General features: G+C 48.1%; 19 protein-coding genes and 1 tRNA gene. 9 read left to right on the plus strand and 11 right to left on the minus strand.

Annotated elements, in window-relative coordinates; translation table 11 throughout:
* Positions 1 to 174 precede the first annotated feature (174 nt).
* The 6 genes from petA (at position 175) to ACO0KV_RS05270 (ending at position 4,508) form a co-directional block, all read left to right on the plus strand.
* A complete protein-coding gene (petA, locus tag ACO0KV_RS05245) occupies positions 175 to 789 on the plus strand; it encodes a ubiquinol-cytochrome c reductase iron-sulfur subunit (protein WP_423040601.1) in 615 nt (204 codons plus the stop codon).
* On the plus strand, positions 789 to 2,201 hold the full coding sequence (locus ACO0KV_RS05250; RefSeq protein ID WP_423040730.1) for a cytochrome b: 1,413 nt from the start codon (positions 789 to 791) through the stop codon (positions 2,199 to 2,201). The genes petA and ACO0KV_RS05250 overlap by 1 nt, the downstream gene beginning before the upstream one ends.
* Before the next feature lie 25 nt (positions 2,202 to 2,226).
* Entirely contained in the window at positions 2,227 to 2,991 is a 765-nt protein-coding gene (locus ACO0KV_RS05255; protein ID WP_423040603.1) for a cytochrome c1, read from the plus strand.
* A gap of 152 nt (positions 2,992 to 3,143) precedes the next feature.
* A complete protein-coding gene (locus tag ACO0KV_RS05260) occupies positions 3,144 to 3,755 on the plus strand; it encodes a glutathione S-transferase N-terminal domain-containing protein (RefSeq protein ID WP_423040605.1) in 612 nt (203 codons plus the stop codon).
* A 127-nt stretch (positions 3,756 to 3,882) separates the two neighbouring features.
* Positions 3,883 to 4,374: a ClpXP protease specificity-enhancing factor gene (locus ACO0KV_RS05265; RefSeq protein ID WP_423040607.1), complete on the plus strand. Its 492-nt coding sequence runs from the start codon at positions 3,883 to 3,885 to the stop codon at positions 4,372 to 4,374.
* A 58-nt stretch (positions 4,375 to 4,432) separates the two neighbouring features.
* Positions 4,433 to 4,508 (plus strand) — tRNA-Thr (locus tag ACO0KV_RS05270).
* Positions 4,509 to 4,625: 117 nt separating this feature from the next.
* Here the strand turns inward: ACO0KV_RS05270 and ACO0KV_RS05275 are convergent.
* The 3 genes from ACO0KV_RS05275 to ACO0KV_RS05285 are packed head-to-tail and all read right to left on the minus strand — an operon-like array spanning position 4,626 to position 8,405.
* Entirely contained in the window at positions 4,626 to 5,666 is a 1,041-nt protein-coding gene (locus ACO0KV_RS05275) for an XdhC family protein (protein ID WP_423040609.1), read from the minus strand.
* Positions 5,667 to 5,686: 20 nt separating this feature from the next.
* Positions 5,687 to 7,921: a molybdopterin cofactor-binding domain-containing protein gene (locus tag ACO0KV_RS05280; RefSeq protein ID WP_423040611.1), complete on the minus strand. Its 2,235-nt coding sequence runs from the start codon at positions 7,919 to 7,921 to the stop codon at positions 5,687 to 5,689.
* Positions 7,922 to 7,931: 10 nt separating this feature from the next.
* Complete coding sequence (locus tag ACO0KV_RS05285; protein WP_423040613.1) at positions 7,932 to 8,405, minus strand: (2Fe-2S)-binding protein; 474 nt, start codon at positions 8,403 to 8,405, stop codon at positions 7,932 to 7,934.
* 288 nt (positions 8,406 to 8,693) lie between these two features.
* On the opposite strand from ACO0KV_RS05285, the gene ACO0KV_RS05290 reads away from it, so the two are divergent.
* The gene (locus tag ACO0KV_RS05290) at positions 8,694 to 9,566 is read left to right on the plus strand and encodes an AraC family transcriptional regulator N-terminal domain-containing protein (protein WP_423040615.1); all 873 of its coding nucleotides are present in this window, start codon (positions 8,694 to 8,696) and stop codon (positions 9,564 to 9,566) included.
* Between the two features lie 99 nt (positions 9,567 to 9,665).
* Here the strand turns inward: ACO0KV_RS05290 and ACO0KV_RS05295 are convergent, their stop codons facing one another.
* Positions 9,666 to 10,370, minus strand: a complete 705-nt coding sequence (locus ACO0KV_RS05295; protein ID WP_423040617.1) for an SH3 domain-containing protein — start codon at positions 10,368 to 10,370, stop codon at positions 9,666 to 9,668.
* Positions 10,371 to 10,480: 110 nt separating this feature from the next.
* Positions 10,481 to 10,954 carry a hypothetical protein gene (locus ACO0KV_RS05300; RefSeq protein WP_423040619.1) on the minus strand — a complete coding sequence of 158 codons (474 nt, stop codon included), beginning with the start codon at positions 10,952 to 10,954 and terminating at the stop codon, positions 10,481 to 10,483.
* A gap of 1,108 nt (positions 10,955 to 12,062) precedes the next feature.
* Here ACO0KV_RS05300 and ACO0KV_RS05305 point away from each other — a divergent pair.
* A complete protein-coding gene (locus ACO0KV_RS05305; RefSeq protein ID WP_423040621.1) occupies positions 12,063 to 14,249 on the plus strand; it encodes a DPP IV N-terminal domain-containing protein in 2,187 nt (728 codons plus the stop codon).
* A gap of 104 nt (positions 14,250 to 14,353) precedes the next feature.
* Here ACO0KV_RS05305 and ACO0KV_RS05310 read toward each other — a convergent pair whose 3' ends face one another.
* Positions 14,354 to 14,938, minus strand: a complete 585-nt coding sequence (locus tag ACO0KV_RS05310) for a UbiX family flavin prenyltransferase (protein WP_423040623.1) — start codon at positions 14,936 to 14,938, stop codon at positions 14,354 to 14,356.
* A gap of 10 nt (positions 14,939 to 14,948) precedes the next feature.
* On the minus strand, positions 14,949 to 15,260 hold the full coding sequence (gene grxD / locus ACO0KV_RS05315) for a Grx4 family monothiol glutaredoxin (protein WP_423040625.1): 312 nt from the start codon (positions 15,258 to 15,260) through the stop codon (positions 14,949 to 14,951).
* A 331-nt stretch (positions 15,261 to 15,591) separates the two neighbouring features.
* On the opposite strand from grxD, the gene ACO0KV_RS05320 reads away from it, so the two are divergent.
* On the plus strand, positions 15,592 to 17,556 hold the full coding sequence (locus ACO0KV_RS05320) for a sigma-54-dependent Fis family transcriptional regulator (RefSeq protein WP_423040627.1): 1,965 nt from the start codon (positions 15,592 to 15,594) through the stop codon (positions 17,554 to 17,556).
* Between the two features lie 14 nt (positions 17,557 to 17,570).
* On the opposite strand, the gene ACO0KV_RS05325 is transcribed toward ACO0KV_RS05320, so the two are convergent.
* The 4 genes from ACO0KV_RS05325 to ACO0KV_RS05340 all read right to left on the minus strand — a co-directional run bounded on the left by ACO0KV_RS05325 (position 17,571) and on the right by ACO0KV_RS05340 (position 23,915).
* Positions 17,571 to 17,981, minus strand: coding sequence for a DUF779 domain-containing protein (locus ACO0KV_RS05325; RefSeq protein WP_423040629.1), 411 nt, complete (start codon positions 17,979 to 17,981; stop codon positions 17,571 to 17,573).
* Between the two features lie 80 nt (positions 17,982 to 18,061).
* A complete protein-coding gene (gene adh, locus ACO0KV_RS05330; protein ID WP_423040631.1) occupies positions 18,062 to 19,582 on the minus strand; it encodes an aldehyde dehydrogenase in 1,521 nt (506 codons plus the stop codon).
* 360 nt (positions 19,583 to 19,942) lie between these two features.
* A complete protein-coding gene (locus tag ACO0KV_RS05335; RefSeq protein WP_423040633.1) occupies positions 19,943 to 22,288 on the minus strand; it encodes a Tex family protein in 2,346 nt (781 codons plus the stop codon).
* A gap of 280 nt (positions 22,289 to 22,568) precedes the next feature.
* Positions 22,569 to 23,915 carry an MFS transporter gene (locus tag ACO0KV_RS05340; protein ID WP_423040635.1) on the minus strand — a complete coding sequence of 449 codons (1,347 nt, stop codon included), beginning with the start codon at positions 23,913 to 23,915 and terminating at the stop codon, positions 22,569 to 22,571.
* Positions 23,916 to 24,034 lie beyond the last annotated feature (119 nt).

The raw sequence follows: 24,034 nt of genomic DNA on the forward strand, positions 1-24,034 counted from the left end.
AGGCGCCAATATGAACTATGTCAAATAGTGGCGGATTTGTAAAAATAAAGAGTAAGTGTTGCTGTTTGGGGTGCTTTTTGCTTTAAAACCATAAATAGCTACTTTATAATTAAATGTTGCTAGATGCGGGTTTGAGCTTCATCGAGTTTCGATTTTTGACAGATTGGGGTTGGTATGAGTAATGAAAAGCAGGTCGATTCCGGCCGTCGCGGTTTGCTCGTCGCCACTTGCGCGGCGGGTGGTGTAGCAGGGTTAGCAACGGCAGGGGCACTCGTCAGTACCTTTCAGCCGTCAGAGCGGGCTAAAGCAGCTGGCGCTCCGGTTGAAGTAGATATTTCCGCTTTAAAGCCAGGTGAAATGACCACCGTCGAGTGGCGTGGTAAGCCAGTATGGATTCTGAAGCGGACGCCTGAGATGTTGTCTAGCTTAGCAAAAACAGAAGATAAGGTTGCTGATCCAGAATCAAAAAAACCTTACACCATGGAATTGCCAGAGTACTGTGATAAACAAACCCGTTCTCGTAAAGAACATGGTGATCTGCTAATTGCAGTCGGTATTTGCTCTCATCTTGGATGTTCCCCAGGTTCTAAATTCCAGCCCGGCCCACAACCATCATTACCAGATGACTGGCAAGGTGGATTCTTATGTCCTTGCCACGGATCGACCTTCGATCTCGCTGGTCGCGTGTATAAAAACAAACCAGCTCCACAAAATCTGGATGTGCCACGTCACATGTTTTTATCGGATACCAAAATTATCATCGGTAAAGATGAGAAAGGTGAGGCGTAATCATGGCGTTTGTTGAGAAAAAACTCCCGGCGGATGCACCTGTCGTTGATAAAGCCCTGAATTGGGTTGATTCCCGTTTTCCACTGACCAAATTGTGGAACGATCAATGGGGAAAATACTACGCACCAAAGAATTTTAATTTCTGGTACATCTTTGGCTCATTAGCAATGCTAGTGTTAGTCATTCAGATCGTGACCGGTATTTTCTTGGTCATGCACTACAAACCAGATGCGACGCTGGCGTTTGCCTCAGTCGAGTACATCATGCGTGACGTACCTTGGGGTTGGTTAGTGCGTTACATGCACTCCACAGGCGCTTCTGCCTTCTTCATCGTGATTTATCTGCATATGGCACGTGCCTTTATGTACGGCTCTTATCGCAAGCCACGTGAACTGATCTGGTTGTTCGGTTTCGCGATTTTCCTGTGCCTGATGGCTGAAGCTTTCTTTGGCTACTTGCTGCCATGGGGTCAGATGTCTTACTGGGGTGCACAGGTTATCGTCAACTTGTTTGGCGCGATTCCATTCATTGGCCCAGATTTGTCGTTGTGGATCCGTGGTGACTATGTGGTTTCCGATGCGACACTGAACCGTTTCTTCTCTTTCCACGTCATTGCCATCCCTCTGGTATTACTTGGTCTGGTCATGGCTCACTTAATTGCATTGCATGAAGTGGGTTCTAACAATCCTGACGGTATTGAGATCAAAGAAAACTTAGGTCCTGATGGACATCCTCTGGATGGCGTTCCTTCGCACCCTTACTACACATTCCATGATATTTTTGGTGTGACTGTGTTCTTGACCTTGTTTAGTGCAGTGATCTTTTTTGCGCCGGAAATGGGCGGTTATTTCCTAGAATACAATAACTTTATTCCTGCGGATTCCCTGAAAACACCACCGCACATCGCACCAACTTGGTATTTCACGCCGTTCTATTCGATTTTGCGTGCGACGACATCCGAGTTCTTGTTCGTCATCCAGGCCGGTATTGCTGCTTATGTCGGGTTAATTTTCCTCACAACGAAATTGCCACAGATGATTAAGTTTGCCATTGCTGGCGCAGCATTGTTGGCGATCGCTGGCATGATGCCTGGTGCACTGGATGCGAAATTCTGGGGTGTTGTGTTGTTTGGTGGCTCAGTCGTGATTCTGGCTTTCTTGCCTTGGATTGATCTTTCCCCAGTAAAATCCATTCGTTATCGTCCTGATTGGCACAAATTGGTATATATCGTTTTCGCGATCACTTTCGTCACTTTGGGCTATCTGGGTGTGCAACCTCCATCACCAATTCGTGAACGTATCTCTCAGGTTTGCGCAATCATCTACTTCAGCTTCTTCCTGTTGATGCCTTGGTGGAGTGCGATGGGTACCTTTAAACCAGTACCGAAGCGTGTAACTTTTACGCCACATTGAGCAAATAAAGCGAGGAAGAATAAGCATGAAATTACTTAAAAAACTGATCGCGACGCTGGCCTTTGTTCCGGCTATGGTGATGGCAAATGAAGGCGGTTTTCCTCTGGATCACGCGCCGGATCGCTCAACCGATATGGCTGCGTTGCAAAATGGCGCAAAATTGTTTGTCAATTATTGCCTCAATTGCCACTCCGCTTCTGCAATGCGTTACAACCGTCTGCGTGACATTGGTCTAACTGAAGATCAGATTAGAACCAATCTGTTATTTACTGGTGAAAAAGTTGGTGATCTGATGAAAACTACCATGGCTCCGAAGGATGCCAAGGCTTGGTTTGGAGCGGTTCCGCCGGATTTATCAGTGATCGCTCGTGCTAAAGCCTCCGAGGCTGGTTCGGGTGCTGACTGGATTTACACTTATCTACGTACTTACTACAAAGATGAGTCCCGTCCAACAGGTTGGAACAATATGGTTTTCCCGAACGTTGGTATGCCGCATGTGTTGTGGCAATTGCAAGGTGTTCGCACTGCCAAATTTGTTGAAGAGAAAGATCCGCATGACGAATCGAAAACAATTCACAAGTTTGAAGGCTTCGAAAAAGTTTCCGATGGTACATTAACTAAAGCAGAATATGACAACGCAGTGGGTGATCTGGTAGCATATCTACAGTGGATGGGCGAACCAGCGCAGTCAACTCGTAAGCGTTTAGGTGCTATAGTTGTGATATTCATGGCGTTTTTAGCGACACTTGCGTGGCGTTTGAATGCGTCCTACTGGAAGGAAGTTAAGTAAAAGTAATGTTTCTGTCTTGCGAATTGAGATATTAACAAGTCAGAATTTTCTCAGATCGCCCGTTTTTCTCCGTCGTAAACGGGCGAGTAATCCCTAGGGTGAGGTGCGCAAAATTGGCACCTCGCCCTGATCGTTTTTAAGGAACTATAAAAATGATGGTTCTCTACTCGGGCACAACCTGCCCATTTTCTCAACGTTGCCGTTTGGTATTGTTTGAAAAAGGCATGGATTTTGAAATCCGTGATGTTGATTTATTCAACAAACCTGAAGATATTTCGACTATGAACCCGTATGGTCAAGTACCAATTCTGGTCGAACGCGAATTGATCTTGTACGAATCCAACATCATCAATGAATACATTGACGAGCGTTTTCCGCATCCACAGTTGATGCCTGCTGATCCGCTGCAACGCGCACGTGCACGTCTGATGTTATTCAACTTTGAAAAAGAGTTGTTCGTTCACGTTCATACGTTGGAAAATGACAAAAACACCAGCACAGCGAAAGTACTGGACAAAGCGCGCGCAGAAATTCGCGATCGTCTGACACAGCTTGCCCCATTGTTTATTAAAAATAAATACATGCTAGGCGACGAGTTCTCCATGTTGGACGTAGCGGTTGCGCCGCTATTGTGGCGTCTTGATCACTATGGTATTGAGTTGTCCAAAACGGCAGCGCCTATCATGAAATATGCAGAACGTATTTTCTCTCGTCCTGCCTACATTGAAGCGCTGACACCGTCAGAAAAAGTAATGCGTCGTTAATCTGCTGGCTTATTTCACAGATTGACTCTTGCAGTGCATAACGAGGCTGACTAGCTCCATCAGGTCAGCCTTGTTGTTTTATGCGCCGCGATCTATGCTTAATTATTGATACGTTTGAGTACCCCTTATGCAAGAAACATCTACCAAGCCTTATTTCATGCGCGCTATCTACGAATGGTGTACAGATAACGGCTATACACCCTACATGGCAGTCAAAGTCGGTGGCGCTGCACAAGTCCCGATGGAATTTGTCAGAAACGGCGAAATCGTCCTCAATATCAGTTTTGGTGCTACCAGTAGCCTTAAGATGGATAATGAAGCAGTGACCTTTAAAGCCCGGTTCGGTGGTGTTTCGCGCGATATTTCCGTTCCTGTGGAAAACGTGATGGCAGTCTATGCCAGCGAAAATGGCCAGGGCATGGCATTTGAAGTCGATTTAACAGAATCCATTTCCGAACCAGGAGTCACTTCAGCGCCACCCGAACAAAAAAGCAAACCTAGCCTCGGTTTAGCAGCAGTCAGCAGCGCTACGACAGGAAGCTTGACAGAGGGGATTCAACAAAATTCTGAAAAAGAACAAAAAAAATCAGAAAAGCCCTCGCTAAAAATAATAAAGTAGACTATACTCTTGGTCTTTGGAAGTGCTTAAGAAATTAAGTGCGAACGATAAGATTTCCGCCGGCTTAGCTCACTTGGTAGAGCAGTTGACTTGTAATCATCAGGTAGCCAGTTCGATTCCGGCAGCCGGCACCAGTAAGACTAAGGGCTCACAGCAATGTGAGCCCTTTTTTATTTATCGAGCGAAAATTCATTCACCTTTATGTCGGCGACAAACGCGGCGCATTACTACAGCGCCGCTACCTGATTAGATCAGATGCCGCAGTGGCTTGTTTCTGGGCTTTGTGGATTTTCATGCTGTAGCTTGCCTGTTCCTACTTCGGTGGCAAGCGATTCAGGAATACCATTTTTGACAGCAACGATTTGCGCCATGATGGAGAGGGCGATTTCTGCCGGGGTTTTGCTGCCGATGTAGAGGCCAGCGGGGCCGTGCAGAGATTGCAGGCTGTGTTCAGGGATGTCGAAGTGGGTGCGTAGGCGTTCGCGGCGGTGTTCACTATTGCGGCGTGAGCCAATGGCGCCGACGTAAAAGGCTTGCGACTGTAAGGCGTCGATCAGTGCTAGATCATCAAGTTTAGGATCATGGGTGAGGGCGATGATGGCAGTGCGCGCGTCTGGCTGGAGGCGTAGTATCAGATCATCCGGCATTTCTTCTGAGACCGTAACGCCGCTTAATTGCCAACTGGCGCGATATTCTTCACGCGGATCGCACACAATCACTTCAAATCCCAGGCTTAATGCAAACTGACACAAAAAGCGTGACAGATCACTGGCGCCGATAACGATTAGGCGGACTTGCGGGCCCAAGTAAGTAATGAGTTCATTGTCATTTAAGACGGGGACGCCACCCCTGTTACCAGCGCGCAGTTCTGCTTCGCCGGTTTGCAGATGGAGATGGCGTTCTATATTGCGTCGCTGTTCACACGCCAGCAATAATTCATCTAAGTGACTGCGATCGGTAATGGGTTCCAGTACCAGTTCAATGGTACCGCCGCAAGGTAGTCCAAAACGATGCGCCTGATCGGCCGAAATACCATAGCGTTGTACGTGGGGCCGTGCATCCGCACAGACGGCTTGTACGCCTTCTTCACGGATGCGGCTGATCAGGTCATCTTCGATACAACCACCAGAGATCGAACCAATAGTCTCTCCGCGTTCATTAATCGCCAGCAACGAGCCGGGTGGCCGTGGGGACGAACCCCACGTGCGGGCGACGGTCACTAAGATCACGGGCAGCCCTTGCTGTTGCCAGTGGCGGGCTGTCCGTAAAACGATCGTATCAAGATCTTCCATGCGCTTTCTTTAGACGTTATTTAGACATTAAACGGCAACTGACGGATTGGTTTGCCAGTCAGTTTGTAGACGGCATTGGCAAATGCTGGTGCCAACGGTGGCAAGCCTGGCTCGCCCATCCCGGTTGGAGGTTCTGCACTTGGCACGATAAAGACGGCAATCTCAGGCATCTCGGTAATACGAGGTACCACGAAATCACTGAAATTACTTTGCTCAACCACACCATCTTTGAACGTGATTGCCGCGCCTGGTAAGCACATCGACAAGCCCATCAGTGCTGCACCCTGAACTTGGGTTTCGATCGTACGTGGGTTGACGGCCAGATTGCAATGAACACCAGCCGTTGCACGGTGCATAACCGGTTTGCCGTTTTTGAGGGACGCCTCAACGACATAAGCCACCACGGTCTGGAACGATTCATGTACTGCAACGCCCCAAGCGTGACCTTTCGGTAGTGCTTTTTTACCGTAACCACTTTGCTCAACCGCCAACTGCAATGCAGCGCGATGACGCAAATGCTTGTCGCCATAGGCTTCTAAGCGATACGCAACCGGATCTTTTTTGCTGGCGTGCGCGATCTCGTCGATCAGCGTTTCCATCACAAAGGCGGTATGGGTCGAGCCGACACTGCGCCACCACAAGACAGGCACATTCAGTTTAGGATGGTGAACGGTCAGTTTCATTGGCAAATCGTACGGTTCGCGCATACCTTCTACGGCCGTATTGTCGATGCCATTTTTAATCATGAAGCCTTCGAATGCTGTACCCGCTGTGATCGACTGACCGACGATAACGTGATCCCACGCTAACACTTTACCGTGCGCATCCAGACCGATGCTGGCTTGATGCAATTGCGCAGGGCGATAGTAACCACCACGGATATCATCTTCACGGCTCCACATGGTGCGTACAGGCACATCCAAGCCTGCTGTTTTAACAGCCTTGGCAATCGAGCATGCTTCAAAGACGTAGTCACTGGTGGCGATCGCGCGTCGGCCAAATCCGCCGCCGGCCATTTGTACATTGACTTTGACTTGTTCTGGCTTGAGCCCCAATACACGTGCCGCCATCATGCCATCAAGACCAGGCATCTGGCTTCCGAGCCAGAGTTCAGCGGAGTCGCTATTGAACTTAACGGTGCAGTTCAGTGGCTCCATTGGCGCGTGAGCCAAGTAAGGGAAAGTAAATTCGGCATGAATTTTTTTTGCGGCGGTGCTGATTGGCGTTACATCCGCGTCAAAATACTTATTGCCTGCTTGCTTTGCCAGTTGGCGGTACTGCGCAAATTGTTTCTTGGTGTCGACTTTTTCTACACCAGACGTATCCCACGTGACTTTTACTGCATCACGTCCTTGTTTGGCAGACCAGTAGCCATCACCAATAATCGCAACGCCTTCTGCGCCACGATCAAGCGGAACGCGCAGCACCGCTTTGACGCCATGCACACCACGTGCTGCGCTGTCATCGAGCGTGGCGATTTTTGCGCCAAAAACGGGTGGACGCAACACAACAGCGGCTAATTGACCTGGCAAATGCGTGTCAATGCCATAGCTTTGTTGTCCGCTGCTCTTTGCTACAGAGTCCAAGCGGTTGGTTGGTTTTCCAATGAGACGGAAATCTTTAGGGTCTTTTAGTTTGACAGTTTCCGGTACTGCTTGCGCCATCGCCGATTGTGCTAACTCACCGTAGCCGAGTTTGCGGCCATCAGGAGCAATCACTTCGCCTGCAGTAGTACGGAGCTGCGCTGGATCGAGATTCCATTGTTTGGCAGCGGCCGCGATCAACATCGCACGTGCGCGCGCACCGAGTTCACGGTACTGCGTGAAACTGTTTTTGATGGAGTTGGAGCCGCCTGTCAAATGCAAGCCCATTACCGGATCCACATAGGCGCCGTCGCTATTTCCATGCTTGCTATGGACCTTGGCCCAGTCGGCATCGAGTTCTTCAGCAAGGATCATCGGCAGCGCGGTTTGTACACCTTGTCCAAAGTCGAGACGGTTAATCGTGACGGTGACGGTGCCATCGGCTGCTATCTCAACGAATGCTGATGGTTGTTGTGTTGGTCCCAGTGGTTTTGCAGCATTGGTACTTTGCGCCAAAACCATACCCGGAAATGCGCCGAGCGCAAACCCACTAATGCCCGCCATTTTTAGAAAGCTGCGGCGTGATGGCGTTGCTGGTACATCTGGATTGTCACGGTTCAGAATATGCTGCAAAGCACGTGGCAGTTCGCTGTAATCAATATTTGGTAGCATGGTCTTATCCTTAGGCAATGGCTTTAGCCGCATCAGCGATGGCAGCGCGGATACGGGTATAGGTACCACAGCGACATATATTGCCTGCCATGGCCGAATCAATCTCTGCGACGGTCGGCTGTTTGCCATTTGGCAGCGATTTTAAGAACGCTGTTGCGCTCATGATCTGACCACTCTGACAGTAGCCACATTGCGCCACATCGTGTTTTACCCAAGCAGCATGCACTGCATTGCCAACTTTATCGTCACCGCCCGTTGCAGCTTCGATCGTCGTAATTTTTTTGCCTTGCGCGACTGAAATAGGTGTCACGCAGGAGCGGATCGCTTGTCCATCAAGATGCACCGTGCACGCGCCGCACAATGCTGCGCCGCAACCAAATTTAGTGCCAGTCAAGCCCAGAGCGTCGCGCAGCGTCCATAAGATGGGTGTATCGGGTGGGACATCCACGTCGGTATTTTTACCGTTAATAATCGTGTTGATCATGACAACCTCCAGTTGGGGATAGGGGAGAGGAAAAGCGAAGCCAAGGAATAATAGTATTAAATCCCGGTAAGCGTGCCGAAAAATTTTAATAAAAAGCATTGTCTGTCGGGATGCACTAAATCCGCTTGCCTAATTCGCGGTATTTTTTGCCTATTTCAATGATTCCTTGTAAGGTGTGGAAAACATCTCTTTGAAAATGTTACGCTGCAGATATTCAATTTATGCTCACTGCGTAGATAGAAAAATCTAATTCATTCTTTCAATCATCTCTTATATTGTCGAAGTGTCATGCTTGCTCAACTGATTAGTGAAATTGCCCAATTCGATGGCGATCACGTTACCGCTATACCTGGCCTGACCATCTATCGACGCAGTAAAACGACCGAGCCCATGCATTGTATTTACGGTCTTGGACTAGGGTTGACTGTTCAGGGGCGCAAGCGCCTCACGTTGGGAGAAGAGATATTTGACTACGCTCCGGGACAATCGTTGGTGACATCACTTGATTTGCCGGTCGTGTCGCATGTTACCCGCGCCAGTGTAGATGAGCCTTTTCTTGGTATCGGCTTGGCGCTGGATGCGCGCACTATCGCGCAGTGTGCAGCGGAGATGCACTTCTCAGTGCCGCTGCGTAATGTGACATCGTTGGCAATGTCCGTTGTCACGCTCGATGAGGGCTTATACGGCACGATGACCCGACTGGTTCAGCTATTAAAGGAACCAGCGTTGATCGCCATGATTGCGCCGTTAATTAAGCAGGAAATCATTGTGCGCTTGCTGAGTGGAGAACATGGACCTACCTTGCGTAATTTAATCACAGTTGGTTCGCAAGGTCAGCAAATTGCCCGCATCATCACTTGGCTCAAGCAGCACTACGTCGAGGACATTTCTATGGATGACCTTGCAGGTAAAGCGCACATGAGTCCCTCGACCTTCAGGCAGCATTTTCGTGCCGTCGCGGGTCTGAGCCCACTACAGTACCTTAAGCAATTACGTTTGCAGGGGGCCAGACAGTTGATGTTGAGCGACAACATCGATGCCACCAGTGCCGCACTGCGCGTCGGTTACGAAAGTCCCTCGCAGTTCAGTCGTGAGTACACCCGTTTGTTTGGTTCGCCACCTTTGCGCGATGTGCGTCGCGTGAGACTAGTGGGAGGATAGAAGTGACGTATGAATTCCTAGACCCCCTGGCATGTCGCAGAACACCGTTGGACGCTGAACGGGAGTAAAAATATCGTTGAGACCATTGTGTCTGTTTCATCAAAAATTGTGGTCGGTAATTGGTTGCAACCAATGGCGTGCAACCCAGCCATGTTCGCCATCAGCGGTGATCGTTACCCAATTTCCACGCGTTTCATGAATGTGGCATTCGACAACTTGACCTTCGTTAAGTTTTTTTAATAAACGTGACTTGATATCTGGCCCTGTTCGTAAAGCCAGGTCTTTGAGTAGCACGCGATAGAGGTTTTTTTCGCTATTGCTGAATGTGGCGGCACTTATGCTGCTACTGTGATGAGAAAAGATGGTCTCATCACGTTCGATTTTTGCGTCTGAGTAACTCGCCGTAATGACCCCTAGTTGATCTGAGAGATCAGGGATAGCGAAACTGGAATGACGTTGTTGTGGTTGATCGTATGATTCCAGACCAGAAGCTAATACCCATCCTTTGATACTTCCTGAGATGACATTTTTCCAGAGGATATCCCCTGAAAATTGTGATTCTTCCGTTCCCAATTTTACTGTTGAATGAAGTACAAGTTCAAGAATAATCACCCCATGCTCGTACGGTGTATCACGTAGCATAAGTCCATCGGTAATCACACGCATTGTATAGTTTTGTACGACGGATTGCTGCCATGTTTTCGTCGTTAAAGGGCTTCGCAAATGATCGGGAATCGATGTGTTTGATGTTAGTCCTACCGTTGCATTGGGGGATATTTTTTTTGTCGTTGGTTTAAATGCCACGTTGTCCTCATTCTTTTTTTAATCGGATCACTAGTTGTGTTGAAGTCATTCGATTTTTTTTGTTATTAGGGTATTGTTTGAACAAGGGTTAAAAACAGTGTTGAGCTGTTTTATAGAAAATTCGGGCACTGAGATGGCGGCAGTGCGGCGTATTTTCTGGGTTGAGGATCAGCTTTAAGTCCGTGATCATCTGCGTGCTCTACCATTATTTTTGGTGGTGAAAGAGATGGCTTTTTTGCTTGTGTAATATTTCCGAAACCAATGCTGATCAACAGCAGGCATAGCAAGCTGAAGTCGATGAGGATGTGTCCTTTTTCCTTCGACCCCATTATTTGTTTTTCGTAGATGATGTTGCGAGATTGCACGTTCGTCACTTGTCCCTTTGCTGGAAGATCGGGACAGTCGATAAAGTCTTTTGATACAGGTTCGTTGGATGATCGTAGACATTGCTCATTCCCCAGCGCAGAATAGGCCGAGTAGAGTGACCAAATGGCAACGAAAGCGGCACAGATGGCGAGTACTTTTTCGGATTTGAGGATTGTGTTGAGTTTATTTTTGACGAACAAGAAAATATGGACATTCATAGCTGTGTTTCCAGTTGCTTCTGTTGGTTACTTCACGTTCATTGTGAAAATTTCCTACCAGCTCTGGTTAGGCAGGAGGCAAATAATTGGCATCGCTTATTTGGCTATCCGCGCAATCCCTTTTAATCTAAAAAACGATACGCTCCCTGCCACGATCAGCACTGAAAAATGCTGGTGGTGCCAAGCTAAATAACAATAGAGCGTTCTTACTTTTACTTTTTCCGTCGCGGATGCGGGAAAATTTGCTGGAGAATTTTTAGTTGCTTTTTTATTCAGGAACGAGATAGTTCATGTGAATTACTATTTTTATTTTGTATGTCGTGAATCGGATTCATTAGCTTACAAATTCTACCGATCACTTTTTTTTTCAGGCAGGCTGAAATGTAAGTAAATGTAATGCTTTTAATGGGTACCCTTCATTGCATAAATGAACATATTTTATTTGTATTAATTTCTGCGCCGAGAAAGTTTAGAGCAGGTATTTTTCATTTCTTTTTTGTTGATTCTTCGATATCGATAGATATATCTATTTTCCGTCGAAGTGGACGCCGTCATGATCGTAATAGATTTCTAATTTGTTGATCGATTTAGCTAGGTATTAGCGACAACTTTGCTTAAAAAAAAGGCAAAGTGATGTGTGTAATCAGTATTTGGTGATGTCTGCATTATTGAGTTTCATATAACTTAAATCAGGTCGTCATGACGAATTTAATAGGCAGTGCAATGCCTGTCGTACTACCCGTTGCGTTCATTAATTTTTATTTTTTTGTTTCGGTGAAATATAAAAAAATATGCAAAGAAATGATCTCTTCATTATCTTTTTAATCGTTTGAAATATTTTGTTACAAAGTCTTTTTTTATGTTGTTGGGCTTCTTTTTGCAATGAATTCTGAGCAAAAAAATCATAAAAAATATCACGATTCATCGTGGTGTATTTGCTACCTACATCGCTTTTGGCGTCGCCGCAGATTGATGAGGATAAACGTATTCCATTACATTATTTCTTCAAAAATTTTCCTGAACCTCTTTTTATATATGTAGTCATAATGACGGCGTCAAATCGCTTGATGTGGTTTGTTATAAAAAAAATGAAATTTTGGGGGAATGGATGAATAAGCGTTGGGGGCGGTGTATTTTGTCGTTGTGCTTAATGGGCGCAGGGCAGGCAATAGCAAATGATGGGCAACTGAGTCTTGAGATGCTGTACCACCCATTAAAAAAAGAGAACTTCACGACGGCGCCACTCACGCACTTGTCCTGGGATGCACAAAACCGTCTTATTGAGACACAGATCAATGACAGTCAAGTCCGATTGTTTGTCGTTGATCCGAAGACTTGGGAGAAGCAGGCGTTGACGGCGGATACGCAGATACTCATGTTGCTACAAAAAGCAGACATACCTTTACTGCAGGCAAAGACGCTGACAGAAAAGCTGGCTCCACAGATTAAACCTGAGGTATCGACTTATCTATTCACCTACAATAAGGATTTATGGCTCCTTGATTTCAAGAATGCGAAGGCAAGAGAATTAACCCATAGTCCATCTGAAAGTAAGGACGAGGCGCTACTCTCTCCAGATGCAAAGTCGGTTGCTTACTTGAAGGGAAACGATCTCTATGTGACCGATATTGCGACCGCGACTGAGCGACGTTTAACCTATGATGGTACTGATACCAATCTGAATGGGCGTCTGGACTGGGTCTATATGGAAGAAATCTATGGCCGTGGCGTATTAAGGGCTTTTTGGTGGTCCCCCAGTGCTGACAAACTGGCATTTCTCAATTTCGATGAAAGCAAGGTTCCCGTTTATACCCTGAGCGGCGATCATGTTCAGCCAGAACAAACAAATCGTACCCATTACCCTAAAGCTGGTGATCCAAATCCTACAGTCAGACTAGGTGTGGTGGATCTGAACGGCAAGCTGAATTGGACCGAAAACCCGTATCAAGGAAAAGAAACGCTGATCGTCCAGGTGGGCTGGACGCCCGACGGTCACTTATTATCCGCCTGGCAGGACCGTGTGCAGACTTGGCTTGATTTGCGGTTATATGATCAGACGATGCAGGGTAGCAAGGTGATGGTACATGAAAGTAGTCCCGCTTGGACTGAGCGCCTACCGTTTCCGGTTTTTTTAAAAGAGGGTGGATTTGTCTGGGAATCTGATCGTACTGGTCATCGGCATTTTTACCGTTATAACAACGACTATCAGTTGCAGGGGCCGATCACCCAAGGTAATTGGGATGTTCGCACAGCATACGGTGTGGATGAAGAGCATGGACGGATTTTGTTTTCTGCCGATGAACGCAATCCTATCGGTAACGATGTGTACGCGGTCAATCTGGATGGTAGCGACTTGCATCGCCTAACAACGGAAAGCGGTACGCATTCAGTTCGCTGGAACAGTAATTACACCTATTTCCTAGATAGCTGGAGCAGCCTGAGGCAACCGCCACGCCAGGCTTTATTTGACGACAAGGGTGCACAGCTGAAGTTAGTCGATGACGCTGGTGTACCTAAAAAAATGAAAGCCTTGCAGCTGGCAACGGTGAAACAGCAGCAAATTATGTCGCGTGATGGTTTTCCGTTAGAGAGTCTGCTATATCTTCCGCCCGACTTTGATGCGTATAAAAAATATCCAGTTTATCAGCATTTGTATGCAGGTCCTATGGCGCCATCGGTGGTTGATCGTTGGACGAACGACCTCTACTACCACTTCTTGGCGCAGCAAGGATACGTAGTTTGGATTCTGGATAACCGCAGTGCGAGTAATAAAGGCGTTGCCAGTGCCTGGCCGATTCATAAAAAATTAGGTCAGCTGGAATTGCAGGATCAACTTGATGGTCTGGCATGGTTGCGTCAGCAAGGATGGGCCGATATGGACAGAGTCTCTCTGGACGGCTGGAGTTATGGCGGGTATTTTACGTCGTATGCCATGACGCATAACGATGCCTGGAAAGTCGGATTTATTGGCGCCCCAGTCACTGATTGGCGTTTGTATGACAGTGTCTATACCGAACGTTATATGGGCTTGCCAGCAGAGAATCAAGAAGGCTATAACAACAGCAGCGTACAAAAAGCGGCTAAAAATTTACATGGCAAAATTCTACTCATGCATGGAACGATGGATGACAATGTGCATCCACAAAATACGACGATGCTCATTGATGAATTGATCAAAGCGGATAAAAGTTATAGTTTGCAGCTCTATCCGGGACAAGCACACGGCCCTCGCGGCGATTGGATTATTTGGTCTCTACAAAAAACGAAATGGGAGTTTTTGAAAAATAATCTGTGAAGGTCGTTGTTTTGACTTGAGGTAGTCTGTGGTAAAACGCCTCTGACTCCTCGACTTTCGCGGAGGATTCAGAGGCGCAGGTGCCATGCGTTGATGTTTCTCGTCTACTTCATTCCTTGCCAACGGGGTGTCATCTGATGCGGAACGGCGAACATATCAAGGACGCGACCAACCGTGTGATCGACCATCTCAGCGATTGATTGAGGGCGCTGATAAAATCCAGGAAGTGGTGGGAAGATGATGCCACCCATTTCTGTGACGGCCGTCATGTTACGTAAATGCGCTAGATTGAAGGGTGTTTCTCTGACCATGAGCACGAGTCGCCGACGTTCTTTGAGCACCACATCAGCTGCTCGCGTAATCAGATTGTCTGACATCCCATGAGCCACCGAGGCCAGCGTTTTCATGGAGCAGGGGGCGATAATCATCCCGTCTGACAGGAAAGACCCACTGGCAATGCTGGCGCCCACATCGCGCACGTTATGGACGACATCAGCTAAGGCTTCAACGTCTTTACGTTTGAAATCCATCTCCTGATGTAGATTGAGCACACCTGCTTCAGAGACCATCAGGTGTGTTTCTATGTCAGGTAATTCGCGCAATACTTCGAGCAGGCGCACGCCATACACCGATCCAGTTGCGCCAGTAATGGCGATAATTAGGCGTTTTGGTGTGGTGTTCGCTTGCATAAAGCGTTGATTAGTCTTTTAGCAAAGCGAGCAATTCGCCGCTGTCGAACATTTCATTCATGATGTCAGAGCCGCCGATAAACTCGCCTTTGACATACAATTGTGGAATGGTTGGCCAGTTAGAAAACTCTTTGATGCCTTGGCGAACCTCTGGATCTTCCAGAACGTTGATAGTGACCAAGCTTTGTACACCGCAAGCTTTTAAGACTTGTACGGCGCGACCAGAAAAGCCACATTGTGGGAATTGGGCAGTTCCCTTCATGAACAGCACAACAGGGTTTTTGGTTACGGTTTCTTTAATCCAACTTTGAACGTCGCTCATGGCACTCTTCCTTATAAAACGAATCCCATCATTATAGAGGAAAGCCAAATTCGATGTCGTTACCTGCTGCAAACTAAGGCAATAAGTCTGCAAAAAACGATGTCGATCAAGACAAGTTAGATTAATTGTTGCTTAAATTATATTAATGCAGAAATACCCGCAGACCCGACAAACTGCGTAGAAACAGTGGTACATTAACTGACTGTCATGCGCCAGAGAGCGTAAAAATAGACGCAATAATAAACGCAACAACAAACGCAACAACAAACGCAAACGGCATTCACAACCTGAGATGCTCCAGCATAGGAGCACTATTGCCTGGGAGACATCGATGCAGCATCTGGCAAGCCATCCGGCGCCCAATGAGTTGGCGCAACCTCTGGGTGTCAATTTATCATCCATTTCACCACTGATAGATGCACGTACGCAGATTTTGCAGGCCCATGAACGCTCCGCCGCCTACGGCGTCACGCGTGACGCCACACCGGACTATCAGCCTGCAGGCAAAGAAGCATTTTCATTGTTAATAGAGCAAAATCGCCTGTTGCACAGCCACGCAGTGCCTGTCATGGAAAATCTCTATGAGCAGATCATCAATACGCATCACATGATCGTACTGACGGATACCCAGGGAAAAATTTTACACACCCTTGGGGATGCGGACTTCTTAGCCAAGGCCGATCAGGTCGCACTTAGTCTGGGTGTGGCATGGTCGGAACAAAGTAAGGGGACCAATGCCATCGGTACGGCGATTGCCAGCGCTTGTCCGACCGTCGTGCATGCCGACCAGCATTACATGCTGGCGAATAATTTTTTGACTTGTTCAGCGGCACCAATTTTTGATGCCCGTGGGGCGATGATTGGGGTCTTGGATGTGACTGGCGATCAACACCATTTCCAGCGGCACACCCTAGCGCTGGTACGGATGTCGGCGCAGATGATCGAAAATCAGTTATTTAATGAAGCGTTTCAAGGTGCGATCAAGATCCATTTTCATAGTCGTCCAGAATTTCTTGGCACGCTTATGGAAGGCATTGTCTGTTTTACGCCGGATGGTCGGTTTATCTCTGCCAGTCGCAGTGGCTTATTTCAGATCGGTATGTCTGCCTCGGCGCTGCAAGCCCACACCTTTAGTTCTTTGTTCGGGATGCCAATCTCGGCTTGTATTGATCACCACCGGACAGCGACACCAGGTCTGTTGCAATTGTGTCTGCACAATGGCGTCAAGGTTTATGCAAAATGTAGCGATATCCGTCCACCTGCATCCGTGTTTCAGCATACGTTACACAATGTCAGACCCGCCGCACCAGCACCTGAACAGGAGCAAAAATCTAACCCTCGCTTTTCGAGTTTAAATTATTTGAATACGGGTGATCATCAGGTGGCGCGTAGCATCGACAAATTGCGTAAAGTAATCGGGCGCGGTATTTCTATTTTGATTACCGGCGAAACAGGTACTGGCAAAGAGTTGCTGGCGCAGGCGATCCATAATGATTCTCCGCGGCATGCAGCACCGTTTGTGGCACTCAATTGCGCATCTATCCCTGAGACATTGATCGAGTCAGAATTATTTGGCTACGAAGAAGGTGCGTTTACGGGCGCGCGTAAAAAAGGCAACGTCGGCAAAATTTTACAAGCCAATGGCGGCACCTTATTTTTAGATGAAATCGGCGATATGCCATTTAGTCTGCAAGCCCGTTTACTACGGGTATTGCAAGAACGCATGGTGACACCATTAGGAAGTAGTAAATCGATTCCTGTCAATGTGGACGTGATCTGTGCAACAAACCGGCATCTGCGTGACATGATTGCGCGTGGTGAATTCAGAGACGATTTATATTATCGCCTCAACGGTCTGGTGGTCCGCTTGCCTGCGTTGCGGGAGCGCAATGATTTAGATATCGTCGTCGCTAAAATATTGCAGACAGAAAGCAATGGCGTCAGCTACACATTGCATCCTGAGGTCATGACGTTATTCCGTGCGCACAACTGGCCGGGTAATTTCCGGCAATTGAGTAACTTGCTCAGAACAGCGATTCTGATGGCAGGAGAAGAGCGCGAGATCAAAATGGAACATTTACCCGATGATTTTCTGGATGATATTGTCGATATGGTGCCAGATAGCAATCAGTCCGACTTGTCTTCGCTATCGCCTCAACCTATCGCCGTAACGATGACTGAAATCGAGCATGACGTCATTCAACGCGCACTGGCCGCACACGATGGCAACGTTTCCGCGACAGCCCGTGCATTGGGCGTATCACGTAACACGATTTATCGTAAAAAACTTAATTGATGAAGCAGCATCGATCAGATTGCAGTCATCGCACTGACCGCATTCATCGCTTCTAACTTCGCGTATTCTTCATCCGCAAACAAACGTGAACGGGTTAGAAAGCGTTTGCCAGTGCCGTTATCCAACGAGAACATACCGCCCATGCCATCGACTAGATCGATAATTAATTGTGTATGTTTCCAATATTCAAATTGTTCTGGACTCATATAAAAAGGCGCACCGCTGATTTCTCCCAGCAAGATGTCATGGTCGCTAATCTGGAAGTCATTTTGCGCGTAGCACAGGGGAGCACTACCATCGCAACATCCACCCGACTGAAAAAATAACAGCGCGCCATGTTGCGCTTGTAGTTTTTGCAGAAACGCGATCGCCTCTGGTGTGCCAAGGACACGGGGTAATTCCGGATGCAATATGGGTTGTGTCATGGTGCATTCATTTAGATTAAACAATAAAAAACTTCCGGCACAACGCTAAGGCTGTGACGGAAGTTTACCTCTACCTATAATCAGAAAAAGCCAAGTGCGTTCGGGCTGTAACTGACCAGCAGATTTTTTGTCTGTTGGTAGTGATCCAACATCATCTTATGATTTTCACGTCCGATACCGGATTGTTTGTAACCACCGAAGGCCGCATGCGCTGGATACAGGTGGTAGCAGTTTGTCCATACCCGACCTGCCTGAATGCCACGTCCAACGCGGAACGCACGTGATCCGTCGCGGGTCCAGACGCCTGCACCGAGACCATATAAGGTGTCATTGGCAATCGCCAGCGCTTCCGCCTCATCTTTAAACGTCGTCACTGACACCACAGGGCCAAAAATCTCTTCTTGGAAGATCCGCATTTTGTTGTGACCTTTGAAAATCGTTGGTTGCACATAGAAGCCGGTTTCCAGATCGCCTTCCATGTCTTTGCGCGCACCACCGATCAATACTTCAGCACCTTCTTGTTTGCCGATATCGAGATACGATAGAATTTTTTCTAGTTGTTCGTGCGACGCTTGTGCTCCAATCATCGTGTTGGCATCGAGCGGGCTACCTTGTTTGATGGCAGCGACACGTTTGATCGCACGTTCAATGAAGCGCTCGTAGATGGATTCCTGAATTAAGACGCGGGAAGGGCAGGTGCAGACCTCACCTTGATTGAGCGCGAACATCGAGAAACCTTCCAGACATTTATCAAAGAAGGCATCGTCTTTATCCATCACATCTTCAAAGAAAATATTCGGTGATTTGCCACCTAACTCTAGCGTAACAGGAATCAGATTCTGTGCAGCATATTGCATGATAAGGCGGCCAGTGCCTGTCTCACCCGTAAATGCGATTTTGGCGATACGTTTGCTTGATGCCAGTGGCTTTCCTGCTTCCAGTCCAAAACCATTCACTACATTGAGTACGCCTGCTGGTAACAGATCATGAATCAGTTCAACCAACACCATGATCGAGGCAGGTGTTTGTTCTGCGGGTTTGAGTACCACGCAGTTACCGGCTGCTAATGCCGGTGCCAGTTTCCAGACCGCCATCAGGATCGGAAAATTCCATGGAATAATCTGACCGACGACACCTAATGGTTCCTGAATGTGATATGCAAAGGTCGTTTCGTCGATTTGTGAAACAGATCCTTCTTGGGCGCGGATACAGCCAGCGAAATAACGGAAATGATCAATCGCCAGAGGAATATCCGCTGCCATCGTTTCACGGATTGGTTTGCCATTGTCGATCGTTTCAGCTGTCGCCAGTAAGCTCAGATTGGCTTCCATGCGATCAGCAATTTTATTCAAAACATTGGCGCGATCAGCGGCAGAGGTATTGCCCCATGCAGTTTTAGCGGCGTGGGCAGCATCGAGTGCGAGCTCGATATCCTCTGCAGTTGATCGTGCGACTTCGCAAAACGGTTTGCCGATGATAGGACTGATATTGGCAAAGTAATCGCCTTTGACTGGAGCTACAAATTTGCCGCCGATAAAATTGTCGTAACGGGTTTTGAAAGGATTGCTGATGCCCAGTTTGCTGATGTCTGCCATGTTCATGGTGTTTGTCTCCGTAAAATTATTTGTGGTTGTATCGGGTGCTGTTGCACACAAGGATAAGAGCAATCCCTGTGCCATGGCCGATGTTGCAGTGCATCGTCGACGGAGCACCATAGGCGCTATCAGAGATGCATAAAAAAACTAAGTAAGGAGATGCTAGGATTGTGACAATGGTGAACAGGTTGATTTCACTGACTGTTGCAAATTGGGACAGTCGGTGAGTAAGCCAAGGAAATCGTTTGATGAGCGATGGTGTCGTAAAGAGGAAATACCCTTGCCCAATGCTATTTAGGCGAAAAAAAAACCGGAGGCGCGGCTCCGGTTGTTGTGATGCTGATGTTACTTAGTTAAAGGCATTTATTAGCTGCGCAATTTCGCAAAGGCTGCTGCCATCGCGTTGCCAGATGGTGCCGTTTGCGTCTGGTTACGATGCTGATTGAGGCGTTTAGTATCGTTACGATCGCCGCGTTGCTCAGGTTTGCTGCCTGGTTGCGGTGCTGCATCAGTCAGGCGCATGGTCAGCGCAATACGTTGACGTTTAACATCCACTTCCAAGACTTTGACCTTCACAACCTGACCCGCTTTCACAACGGTGTGCGGGTCTTTAACAAAGGTATTGGACAGCGCAGAAATGTGGACAAGACCATCCTGATGCACGCCGATATCCACAAAGGCACCGAATGCAGCAACGTTGGTGACCACGCCTTCCAGAATCATCTCTGGACGTAAATCTTTGATCTCTTCAACGCCTTCTTTAAACGTCGCTGTAGTAAATTCAGGGCGTGGATCGCGCCCTGGTTTTTCTAATTCTTTGATGATGTCCGTAATCGTTGGCACACCGAATTGATCATCGGCATACTTCGCCGGATTGAGCGATTTTAATAACCCGCTATCACCAATAACGCCTTTGACATCTTTTTTAATATCAGCAAGAATTTTTTCAACCAGCGGATAAGACTCGGGGTGAACTGCTGACGCATCCAGCGGGTTATTGCCATTCATGATGCGCAAAAAGCCTGCTGCCTGCTCAAACGTCTTATCGCCCAGACGTGGCACAGAGCGCAAATCTGCACGTGAGGTGAACATCCCTTTGGCATCGCGGAAATTGACAATACTTTGTGCAACGCTCGAGGACAAGCCTGATACCCGCGCCAATAACGGTGCAGAGGCTGTATTGACGTCCACACCCACCGCATTCACGCAGTCTTCTACCACCGCATCGAGTGAGCGCGCCAATTGGCTTTGGCTGACATCATGCTGATACTGACCCACACCAATCGATTTCGGATCGATCTTCACCAGTTCTGCCAAGGGGTCTTGCAAACGACGCGCGATTGATACTGCGCCACGGATAGAAACGTCGAGGTCAGGCAATTCTTTAGACGCAAATTCAGAAGCAGAATACACCGATGCGCCTGCTTCTGAGACCACGATTTTGGTCAGCTTTAATTCTGGTTTGAGTTTGATCAGGTCTTGTGCAAGCTTATCTGTTTCGCGCGATGCCGTGCCATTACCAATCGAGATCAGTGATACGTTATGTTTGGCGGCGAGTTGCGCCAATACATGCAAGGAGCCATCCCAGTCATTGCGCGGCTGATGTGGGTAAATGGTGGCGTATTCCATGACCTTGCCTGTGGCATCGACCACCGCCACTTTGACACCGGTACGCAGACCAGGATCGAGACCCATGGTCGCGCGTGGGCCAGCTGGCGCTGCGAGCAACAAGTCTTTCAGGTTACGTGCAAACACATTGATCGCTTCGATCTCTGATTGCTCACGCAATTTACCCATTAATTCGGTATCAAGATGCATGAAGACTTTGACGCGCCATGCCCAGCGGACTGTATCAACCAGCCATTTGTCAGCAGGGCGATCCTTTTGGCTGATACCAAAGTGCGCTGCAATTCTGCCCTCGCATGGATTCAACGGTGAGGCCCATGTTGGCTTCTCTTCTTCGCTATCCAGACGCAATGTAAGAGTCAGCATCTCTTCGCGGCGACCACGGAACAAGGCCAGCGCGCGATGGGATGGGATCGTGCCCAGGGTTTCTGAGTAGTCAAAATAATCGGCAAACTTTTCGCCTGCTTCTTCTTTGCCTGGCACGACTTTGGATTCAACGATGCCATGGTCGTTCAGATATTCACGCAAAGAATGTAAGAGTGTTGCATCTTCTGCAAAGCGTTCCATCAGAATCTGACGCGCACCGTCGAGTGCCGTTTTGGCATCAGGAACACCTGGATTGTCGCCGTTATCAGTTGTAAACGCAGGTTTCAGATATGCAGCCGCCTCAGCTTCTGGATTCAACAATGGATTCGCCAACAAAGCGTCCGCGAGGGGCAACAAACCCGCTTCTACCGCGATTTGCGCTTTAGTGCGGCGCTTAGGTTTGTACGGCAGGTATAAATCTTCAAGACGCGTTTTGTCTTCGGCGTGGGTAATTGCATCCAGCAGAGCTGGCGTCATTTTGCCTTGTTCTTCGATCGACGCCACAATCGCAGCACGACGGTCTTCTAATTCCCGTAGATAGCGCAAACGCTCTTCTAATAAACGCAATTGGATGTCATCCAGACCGCCAGTCACTTCTTTACGGTAGCGGGCAATAAACGGTACCGTCGCACCTTCATCCAGCAAGGCAACGGCAGCAGCAACCTGAACCGGCTTAGCAGCGAGTTCTACGGCGAGTCTTTGTTCAATCGAAGGCAGCATAAATCCAGAATCCAGACAATAAAAAGCAATCAAGGCGCAGATGATACGCAATTTGTGTAAATGCGCCAGTCTTGACAGCGCTAAAGAGTGGGGGTAAATGAGAAAAAGTTGCAATAAATTACATATATTGTGCGAATTTACCCTTGTTCCCTCTTTGGCATGGGTATAAGTCAGGTCTTATTCCTATGAAAAAAGGCGTGTCAGGCAATATTGATTTGCCTGACACGCCTTTGTTTTGTCTGACTCAATAACGATCTTCTGTTATTTGGATCGCTTGCCCTTAGTCGCGGATCTCCAATGCTCGGTTTAGGCTCAGTGCCGCTAGGGAGCAGGCGGCGCCGGAGAGTAAGTAGAGACTCACGTATTCTAGGCCGAAGTGGGAAGACAGACCTAATGCGACGAGTGGTGCGAATCCCGCGCCGACCAACCACGCCAGATCAGAAGTCAGGGCGGCGCCAGTGTAGCGGTATTTAGCGGCAAAGTTAGCAGTCACTGCACCTGCTGCCTGGCCGTAGGAAAGTCCTAGTAACACAAAGCCGAGAAGGATGAAGATGTTCTGGCCACGTTCGCCACCATCAAGCAAGGTTGGGACAAAACCGCTTAGTACGGCAATCATCAATGCCAGTGTGCCGAGTGTGTTGCGGCGACCGAATTTATCAGCGATGACGCCTGAGGCGACAACTGCTAAGGCCATGAGCGCTGCTCCTCCGACCTGGATATACAGGAAGTTACTCAGGGAGCGAGGTGAATATAAGGTGATCCAAGAGAGCGGGAAAACCGTCACCAGATGGAACAGCGCATAACTTGCTAACGCCGCCAGCGCACCAATGAGCACATTCCGTCCTTGAGAGGACACTAATTCTGTGACTTTGGTTGGTTCCAGTTCGCGTTCATCAAGCAAACGTGCATATTCATTGGTGGAAACTAAGCGCAGACGGGCGAATAAGGCGACGACGTTAATCGCGAATGCCACATAGAACGGATAGCGCCAGCCCCAGACCAGGAAGTCCTCTGCAGATGTATTGGATATCAAAAATGCGAAGATGCTGCCAGCAATCATGAAACCGATCGGTGCGCCAAGCTGACCTAGCATCGCGTACCAGCCACGTTTATTCTGTGGTGCATTGAGCGCGAGCAAGGAAGGCAAACCATCCCACGCACCGCCGAGTGCAATACCTTGACCGATGCGAAGTAGCGAAAGGATTACAATGGCGGCTGTGCCCAGATGATTAAATGTCGGTACAAACGCAATACCTGCCGTCGAAAAACCCAGTAAGACAAGTGCCATGGTTAATTTGGCTTCTCGCCCCAGACGATGCTGGATGGTCATGAAAATAACCGTACCAAAAGGTCTTGCAAGAAATGCGAAAGCAAATATAGTGAATGCGTACAATGTGCCTTCAAGTCGCGGCGCGAACGGGAAGAACACGGAAGGAAAGACCAGCACAGAGGCAATTGCATAGACGAAAAAGTCGAAATACTCTGACGCTCGTCCGATGACCACGCCGATCGCTATCTCTCCGGGAGCGATGGTTGAATGATCTTCTTTGGTATTTTTGGTCGAACCAGTATTGGAACGGAGGGGGAATTCGGCGTTATGGCCGCCTTGATGGCTGATACTTGGCATAGTCGTCTCTCGTAGTTATGGTCTGATCGATGGACGCCAGATAACCCTCGCAGATATAACTTTGCTAAGGTAGGACAAAACGTCCAATCGCTAATGCTAGTCAGTTGATGTACCTTAAC

It is taken from the genome of Undibacterium sp. RuRC25W (assembly GCF_049339825.1).
Lineage (GTDB): Bacteria > Pseudomonadota > Gammaproteobacteria > Burkholderiales > Burkholderiaceae_D > Undibacterium.